5 protein-coding genes are annotated in these 9,215 nt (G+C 27.6%); all 5 read right to left on the reverse strand.

Translation table 11 applies throughout. The annotated features are described in order from the left end of the window. Nucleotide 1: 1 nt before the first annotated feature. The 5 genes from J2Z24_RS20195 to J2Z24_RS20215 all read right to left on the reverse strand — a co-directional run bounded on the left by J2Z24_RS20195 (nucleotide 2) and on the right by J2Z24_RS20215 (nucleotide 8,799). Nucleotides 2-1,033 (reverse strand): ABC transporter substrate-binding protein, encoded by a 1,032-nt coding sequence (locus J2Z24_RS20195; RefSeq protein ID WP_035147623.1) that lies wholly within the window; start codon nucleotides 1,031-1,033, stop codon nucleotides 2-4. Nucleotides 1,034-1,284: 251 nt separating this feature from the next. Further along, a complete protein-coding gene (locus J2Z24_RS20200) occupies nucleotides 1,285-1,992 on the reverse strand; it encodes an MgtC/SapB family protein (RefSeq protein WP_035147622.1) in 708 nt (235 codons plus the stop codon). A 90-nt stretch (nucleotides 1,993-2,082) separates the two neighbouring features. Further along, nucleotides 2,083-6,159, reverse strand: a complete 4,077-nt coding sequence (locus J2Z24_RS20205; protein WP_035147620.1) for an AAA domain-containing protein — start codon at nucleotides 6,157-6,159, stop codon at nucleotides 2,083-2,085. 213 nt (nucleotides 6,160-6,372) lie between these two features. Beyond that, the gene (locus tag J2Z24_RS20210; RefSeq protein WP_035147618.1) at nucleotides 6,373-7,374 is read right to left on the reverse strand and encodes a LacI family DNA-binding transcriptional regulator; all 1,002 of its coding nucleotides are present in this window, start codon (nucleotides 7,372-7,374) and stop codon (nucleotides 6,373-6,375) included. Between the two features lie 132 nt (nucleotides 7,375-7,506). Beyond that, on the reverse strand, nucleotides 7,507-8,799 hold the full coding sequence (locus J2Z24_RS20215) for an ArsB/NhaD family transporter (RefSeq protein WP_035147616.1): 1,293 nt from the start codon (nucleotides 8,797-8,799) through the stop codon (nucleotides 7,507-7,509). Nucleotides 8,800-9,215: the final 416 nt, after the last annotated feature.

Here is a 9,215-nt window from a genome sequence, read left to right on the forward strand (position 1 = left end):
ATTACTTTATAGCGTTATTCCATTTTTCAATTAATTCGCTTTTATGACTACCAGCCCATTCAAAATCATAGTTTATAAGCTTAGTATCCTTTAATTCATCTGCCTGTTTTGGTGGCTGAGCTTGAGGATTAGTTAAGAACTGATAGGATCCTACAGTTTGTCCTAATTCCTGAGCTTCTTTTGTTAAACACCAATCAACAAATTTCTTTGCCGCTTCTGCATCTGGTGCACCTTTTAAAATAGCTACTGCTCCTATTTCATATCCTGTTCCTTCTTTAGGAGTCGATAATACTATATCTTTCATTCCTTCTTCTCTATATTTTATAGCATCATGTAAAAATGTTATTCCTACCATTGCTTCTCCTTGACCAACCATTCTTCCTGGAGCTGTTCCAGATTTCTGATAGGATTTAACTTGTCCATTTAACTTTTTCATGTAATCAAGACCTTTTTGTTCTCCCATTATTTGAACTACAGAAGCAAGTAAAGTATATGCTGTTCCAGAAGATCCTGGATTTGCAGTCACTACCTGTCCCTTAAATTCAGACTTTAATAAATCATCCCAACTCTGTGGAGCCTGAGCACCCTTTTCTGCTAATAATTTTTTATTTGAAACAAATCCTAAATATCCTTTATATATACCTGTCCAATAACCTTCCTTATCCTTAAATTGCTCTGGTATATCCTTAGCATTTGAAGATTCATATTTTTCAAGTAATCCATCTTTTTTAGCTTGAATAAAACCGTCTGCTGGACCTCCAAACCAAACAGATGCTTTAGGATTCTCTTTTTCCGCTTTTATTCTTCCCATTATCTCTCCTGAACTCATTCTTACAGCGTCTACTTTAATACCTGTTTGCTTTTCGAACTGTTTAACTGCAGCTACCATATAATCTTCCATTAATCCGCAGTATATTGTAAGTTTTTGATCTTTATTTTTTTCTTCTTCTTTTTTAGCTCCACAACCAGCTAACATTGTTATTGATATTGTAGATGCTAATACTATTCCTAAAATATTTTTGAATTTTAACATATTAACCCCTCCTTAACCTATCTACATTTTAGCATATGTTTACCTTTTCATAACTCTATATTTGGTAAAAGCAATTTTGCAAAATATATATTTATTAACATATATATTACTTTCAATAATATAAAAGAAGACTATTTTAAAATAAAAAAATAATACAATATATTTATGTTTTAATTTAAAAAACATAAATATATTGTATCTAAAGTTTATTTTCACATAGTCTCTAAAGTATCAATAACAAAAATTTCATACTATATAATACTAACTTTAATTACTTCTTCAAAACTGGTTAAATCTTTTAATATTTCTGATACCTGAATATGCCTTGGCACCATAATTGTAAATAAATTTTTTCCATAAGGGTATTCTTCATCTTCATCAATGTTATCAAAAGTAAATTCTATATTTGTGATCTTTATATGTTTACTTTGAAAGTACTCTGAAACTTTTTGAATCATATTATTCTTTTCCAAATATTGTATTTCTATTTGTAGTATTTTACTCTTATCTAAAAACTTCGCCTCAACTTTTTTTAAACCTACAAGCGAAATAACTACAACTATACTTGATAATACGCTTAGAGTATAATATCCCAGACCAATAGCTAGCCCTATGCAGGCCACTACCCATAAACTAGCAGCCGTAGTTAGTCCTTTTACCGATCCACTATCCCGTATTATAGTACCTGCGCCTAAAAAACCTATACCACTTATAACTTGTGCCCCTAATCTTCCAATGTCTGCTTTTAATGAACTACCCAACTCTGGATTATTGTTAATTAGGCTTATAGTATATTCTAGATTATATAATTGTATCATTGATATAACAGCTGCTCCCACACATACTAATATATGAGTTCTAAATCCTGCTGGCCTATTTTTAAATTCCCTTTCATATCCTATAAATCCACCAATAACAATAGCAAGCGTTAATCTTATTATTACTTCCCATACCCTCATTTAATACTTCCCTTCATTATATATTTTACATTACTAAAATTATAATGTTTATATTATATAACAAAGATTTATTTTATACTAGATAGTTACCTATACTACTTTAAGTTCTTTGCTATTTTTATATAATTTTTCGCTTCCACATTTACCTTCACTTTCATTACATGGTAATATTCCTAATTTTTCCAATTTATAAAAAATCTTATTCATTACCTTGTGTTCATCTCTATAAAAATTTAATCCTCTAATCTTTATAATCTGCCAACCACAAGACTTTAGTTTTAGTTGTGATTCATAACTTTCATCCCAAGTTGGGGATAAATCTTCACTTTGATTTTCACATATTATGGCTGCTTTATTCCTAAATCCTTCTATTACAAAATCCAATATATATCCACCTATATTTATATTAGTATATATATTATATCCTTTCTCAATTAGTAATTTATATACATCTCTTTGAAGTTCTGAATAAAATACATAGTTAATACTTTTATTATCCTTTTGATAATTATTATAATTAATACAATAATCTAAAAGTGCAAATCTTATACATTCTCTACTTAAATTCTCAGGTTCTATAGAGTAAAATAACCACATTTGATTTTTTGCTCTACTTGCAGCTACATTAAATCTTCTAATATCTGACTCCTTAGTAAGGGCAGTATATTTCATATTATCTCCTATCACCATTGACAAAAACATTATATCTCTTTCATCACCTTGGAAAGAATATGCATCACCACAAATTATTTTTCTTTTAATTATTTCTTCCTCACCAATTTCATTCCTTAAAAGTTCTTGAATGTAATCTCCTTGCGCTTCTCCTAATAATGATATTACACCAATAGACATGCCTCTATATTTCTTATCCTTACAACATTCCTTTATCTTCTCTACTATTGCCTTTGCTTCCTCTATATTAATCCCTTTTTTTCCCTCACGTTTTCCATCATATATTCTTATAGCCTGTATAGATGGCTCAAATCTTTTAAATTTTTCAGCATATCTTAAAGGTATTATATCACCAGAGTAACAAACTCTATTACTAAACTCTATTAATTCAGGAACACATCTAAAATGTTCTTTTAAAGTAACTCTACTAGGAAATACTCTCAATGCCGTATCATAAAGACTTGTTTGCAAATCAAACCATTCTTTATTAGGAATATCTTTTAAATATATATTAATTAAATTCTTTACACTTTCTTGTTCTACACCTATAGCTTCTGGACTTATTTGTTTATCATCTCCAACTACAATAGCTTTTTTAGCTCTCATCAAAGCACATAGAGAAAATATATTACTCTGACTACTTTCATCTATTATAACTACATCAAATTTTTTTGATGTAACTTTAATATTTTCTATTACTCGGTTCATTGGCATTACCCATACTGGTATAAATTCTTTACAATTTTCAATCTCCCTTTGAGCTAATTTTATATATTCCCAAGTATGCTTTCCTTTTCCTTTGCCTATTCTTTTTACTGCTTGTAGCCAAGAGAATAAACTTCTTTTTTCATTCTCAGAAATATTAAGTATTTGATTATACCAGGTTTGTTTATAAACCACCTCCCTAATTAATACTTTTTCCTTTTCTTTTTCATTTTCTAACTTTTCTTCTAGCTCAATCTGATTTTCTGTCTGCAACTCTTCCAGCATAGAATTCCATTCTCTCCATCTCCATGCCCTATTCCAGTTTTTAAGGTTGCTTACTTCCCCTGATAATATTTTTAGACATAGTTTAGGACACATGTGATTTAACTTGGATAATATTGAATTCATGTTACAAACATATAACTTTATTCTCTTTAATCTTTCCACTTCCAAAAATGCGTCTTTCAATTTCTCTAGATTTAATTCTTCTATAGAATCAAATAATAATGCTAACTCCTTATTACTATAAATTAAATTTTTTATGGATTGCAAGTAAGCTTGTGTATCTTTATATAAATAGATTTCTTTAATAATATTTACGCAATTTCTCATATAATATAATGTATCCTTCTTATTCCAATCCATATTTATAGGAAATTGTATTCTTCCCAACAATTTTATAGCTTCTAACTTAAACTTTTCATTCCAATTAACTATATCAGTGACTATCTTCATATATTTTTCTACAACTACTAAATTATTTTTACCATATTCATTTTTTATCTTTAAATTATTATATAATCTAAAAGTATTATTCCATAAATTTAATATGTTTCTTTCTATAAATTTTTCTTCCAAATATAATTTTACTATTACTGCCTGTGGTAAACTTTCTATGGGTTTATAATCTACTGTACATTTTTCTAATATAGGAATGCACTCTTTATGAATCATAAAAAATAGCTTACCTATCTTTCCTCTCTTATTTAGCTCTTCATAAATTATATTAAAATTATTTTCAAAATGATTTAAATCAATATTTTCTTCTATTTGTATGCTATGGTTATTTAGCTCTTTTTTTATCATAGCTATTCTTTTTACATAGCCGTTCCATTTCATAAGCATTCCAGAGATTGATTCCTTTAATATTCCGCTAGTATAATAATCAACTAATACTTGATAAAATCCTCCCTTTTCTATATTATCTAATTTACATTCAGCAATATCCAATAGATTTATAAGTTTTTCATATTGAAATCTTTTGTCATCATAAATGTTCCATCCTTTTATGTAATCTAAATTAACATTATACTTTTCTTTTAACTTAATATATTCATTAATTTTATTATAAAGCTCCATATATGATGGAATCTTGTCTATTATAGGTCCTATTTCATTAATTGATTTTATATCTTCTTTCTTTATTTTTTCACAGTAATTTATTAACTTATTAAAATCACTTTCACAGATAGGTGCTTTACTATAAGGTTTTATCTCATCTTCAATCCATGAATAATCTTTTTCATTTTCCTTTAACCATTTAGCAATTTCTATGAGATTATAGTCTTGTCCAAAATATTTTATACTTTGTGTTCCTTTTTTATCTATTCCTTTTAATTTTTCAGTTAAAATTTTTTGATTACTTCTACAGTCATTTAAATCTTTTCTTAAAACCTTTAGTTCTTTTTCCACACTTACTGGATTTAAAGATAATTTATCAGTTATTCTCCTTACCGATTCCTCTAATTTCTGAAAAGATTTCACATCATTGCCTAATAAGCTTATACATAAATCTCTTATTTCTTCAGGAATCTTTTCTTCTAAAACTTTTAATGCCCTATCTGTCTCACTAGTAACTAAAACCGTCTTACCATGAGCTAAAAAGTGGCATATTAGATTAGCTATAGTATGGCTTTTACCTGTTCCCGGTGGTCCTTGCACTACTACTCCAAAATTATCACTAACTCTTTTAGCTATTTCTTTTTGCTCTTCATTAGCTGATAGAGGGAATAATAAGTCTTTACTTATCTCTCTCCATTGTTCTTCTAATTCTTCATCCTCTAATAATATATCTTTATTTACTAATGCTTCCATGGTCTTAGGTATCTCCAATCCATTATCTAGCTCATCTAATATACTTTTTATTTCTTCTTTCCATAAATTTGTGCTAGATTTTCTAACAAAAAATACAGATTCCATATTTATAGATGGTTGTTCCACAGTTTTATACGGATCTTTATTATCTAAACATATCTCTTCTGTACTCAATATATCCATTATTTTATAACAGTATTCTTCTAAAATTTTAGTTTCCCTTAAATCTATACCTTGAGATTTTATCTCCTCTTTTAACTTTATTAGTCTTGAATAATCTATATTCAACCCCTGTAGAAAATAACTTTCTAAGTTTATATTGCCAGAAGGTTTTAAAAAGAATTCTCCTTCTTCTATATCAAAATTCAGCTCCAAAGGTACAATAAAAATAGGGTGATTTATTTCTTTCCAATTTACCATTCCATTACCATAAACTAATTCTAGCCTTTCACCTTTTTTTTGTATATCTTGATATAAATTAAATAGATAACTATAAATATTTTTAGCACTTTTACTAACCTTAATCCACCAATCAAAATTGCTATCTTTATTTATTGTACAGCCTTTAGTATTCTCTATATCTTTTTGCCAAAAAATTTTATCATATTCTTTAATATTGATAATTATTTTTTCATTTACACCTTTTAAGTTAATGAGATACTCAAATAGTTTTTTGACCTTATCTCTAGTTTCCATATTAATACCTCCATAATTTTATAATATATGGTGAAAAATATTTAAACGCATAAACTATAAGTATATTTCTTTTATGTTAAATTATACCATTTGAATATTTATATTTCAAAATTTTCGTAAACCAATATCTCTATACAAATGACATATTTTTTTAAAAATAAATAAAAAAAACACAGCATACGCCGTGTTTTTCCTATATGATGAGTTTATTTCCTATTTTTTACATGAATTTCTTTCTATTAATTGATATTCTAAAACGTAATGTTTCTTTTCTAAATCTTGCTTATTTATAATTTTAATAAGCATTCTCATTCCTACAGAACCCATATCATACATTGGTTGAGATACTGTGGTCAATTTAGGATAAAACATTGATGCTGCATATATGTTATCAAATCCGATAACGTCTACATTTTCTGGTACAGATATCTCTTTATCTCTTAGTGAATTTATTGCTCCCATAGCAATTTCATCTCCAGCACAAAATACTGCATCTAAAGATGATGTCTTATCTAAAATTTTATTTATAGCTTCATATCCATCTTTTGCCTTCATACCTGAGAAACAAACTAATTCATCATCTATCTGTATATTATTCTCCAATAACGCCCTTTTATATCCAGTATATCTTAAAGAAGTAGCATTCATCATATTATCATTTGGACCTATATATGCAATCCTCTTATTTCCTTTTCCTGCAAGATAACTTACTGCATCATAAGCTGCTTTTTCATTATTTATAGTTACACTAGGAAAACTCTTTTCCTTATCTGTAGTTTCAACTAACACAGTAGGAATCTGTAATTCATTAATTAGTCTAATAGTATCCTTATTTAGAGAATTACTCATATATAATACTCCATCTACCATTTTTTCTTTTAGCACCTTAAGATATTCAGTTTCTTTTTCTATATCTAAGTCTGTATTGCAAAGCATTATATTATAATCATATATATTGGCTACATCTTCTGCTCCTCTTACTATCTCAGGATAAAATTGATTTGATATATCTGGTATAATTATTCCTATAGTGCTTGTTTTCTGAGTTTTAAGACTTCTAGCCACTATATTAGGTCTATATCCTAACTTCTTAATGGCTGCCAAGACTTTCTTTTTTGTTTCCTCATTTACTACATCTACATCGTTTAATACTCTGGACACAGTAGCTATTGATACCCCTGCCTCTTTTGCAACGTCTTTAATTGATGCTGCCATATTATCACTCCTAATACAGTTTATTTTCATTAATTATACTTTTAAAGTTAACATATTACAACTATATTTTGTTCAAAGTTATATATTCTTCATATTTTGAAAAAATCCTGCATAAAAGTTATGCAGGATAAATTAAAATCTAATGCTTACATATATACCTATTACAGATATTCCAAGTGCTAATATAGTGGGTGGTACCGCTAATTTTAACCATCTTCCCCATCCTATTCTTATGTTATTCTTTTCTAATATACTATACGCCATTACATTAGCTGATGCTCCTATAGGTGTCATATTTCCACCAATATCCAAACCTAAAGCTAAAGACCAAACTAAATCATTTTTCATAGTCATTAACTCAGGAGACGAATTTAGTATATTCATAAGTACATATGTCATTGTGAGTGCCATGGGTACATTATCAACTAATGCACTTATAACTCCACAGCCTATTATTAATACAATAGATAGCGTTATTCCACTATTTCCAGACAAGTTTATTATATAATTAGAAATTTTTGCTATTACCCCTGTCTTTTCTAACGCTCCTATAACTATAAATAGTCCCATAAAGAATAATAAAGTTACACTATCAATAGATTTTAATATCTCTTCACTTTTATTTCCAAAGTATATTAAACATATGAATGCAGGTAAAAGAGTAGAACACGAAGCATTTATATTGAACCCCAATGCTTTATTTATAATAGGATGTAAAACCAACATTGCTATTGCAATTATAAAAGCTGCTAAACCTACTTTTACATATTTCTCATCTGTTATTTTGTTGTCTTCTAGTATTGTCTCTTTTTCTACATCCGTTATAACTTTGGCATTTTTAATGGATTTATAATTTAAAATAAAGAAAAAAATTGTCACAACTATTGTTGCAATAAGTGCAATAGGCCCGGTATTCATAACAAAATCATTAAAAGTATATCCAAGCATATTACCTATTATTACATTAGGTGGATCTCCTACTAAAGTTCCACTTCCTCCAATATTTGAAGTACATACTTCAGCAATTACCAATGGAACTGGATTTATCTCGAACATTTTGCAAAGGTTTACTGTTAATATAGTAAAAAAAAGAAGTACTGTTATACTATCCATAAAGCCTGATAATATTGCAGTTATAATAGGGAAAATGAAATATACTTTCTTAATATCAAACTTTACTAACTCCATAATCTTAACTGCAAGATAATTGAAGAAATTTCCTTCTTCTAATACTCTTATTATTATAAACATTCCTAATAGCAGCCCTATTGTCTCCCAACTTATGAAATGTATAGCATCTTCCATAGAAAGTACTCCTGATATTATTACAATTAATGCTCCTACCATAGATACTATATATCTCGGAATCTTCTCTAGAATTAAAAATAAATAGGTTATTGAAAATACTGTAATAGCTGTAGTCATTTTTTATTTAATTCTCCTTCCGATATAGTTTTAAATTTTACATTTTACAGTATTATTCTACACCACATATTTATAAATATCAAATAATTTATGATTAGAATATAACCAAAACATTCATTATATCAAATATTAAAAAGTTTTCTTCAACATTTATCATTGTATTTAGCTTTTATATCAATAATTAAAATCTATCATATATTTTCATCTTAAAAACAATTGAAATATTACATATGTTATTTATCAATATAAAAAATATTTTAATTAATAATTAAAATTTATAGTTTTGTAAATTAAAAAAAGCCATAGAATTTCTCTGAGGCTACTGAAAAAGCTATGCTTTTTCTCTTGATATCGAATTAAGCAGATAAATGAGCACGAAGTATTCTATAATTTCTAAGAATACTTCGTGCTCATAT

This window comes from Clostridium tetanomorphum (assembly GCF_017873215.1).
Lineage (GTDB): Bacteria > Bacillota > Clostridia > Clostridiales > Clostridiaceae > Clostridium_AO > Clostridium_AO tetanomorphum.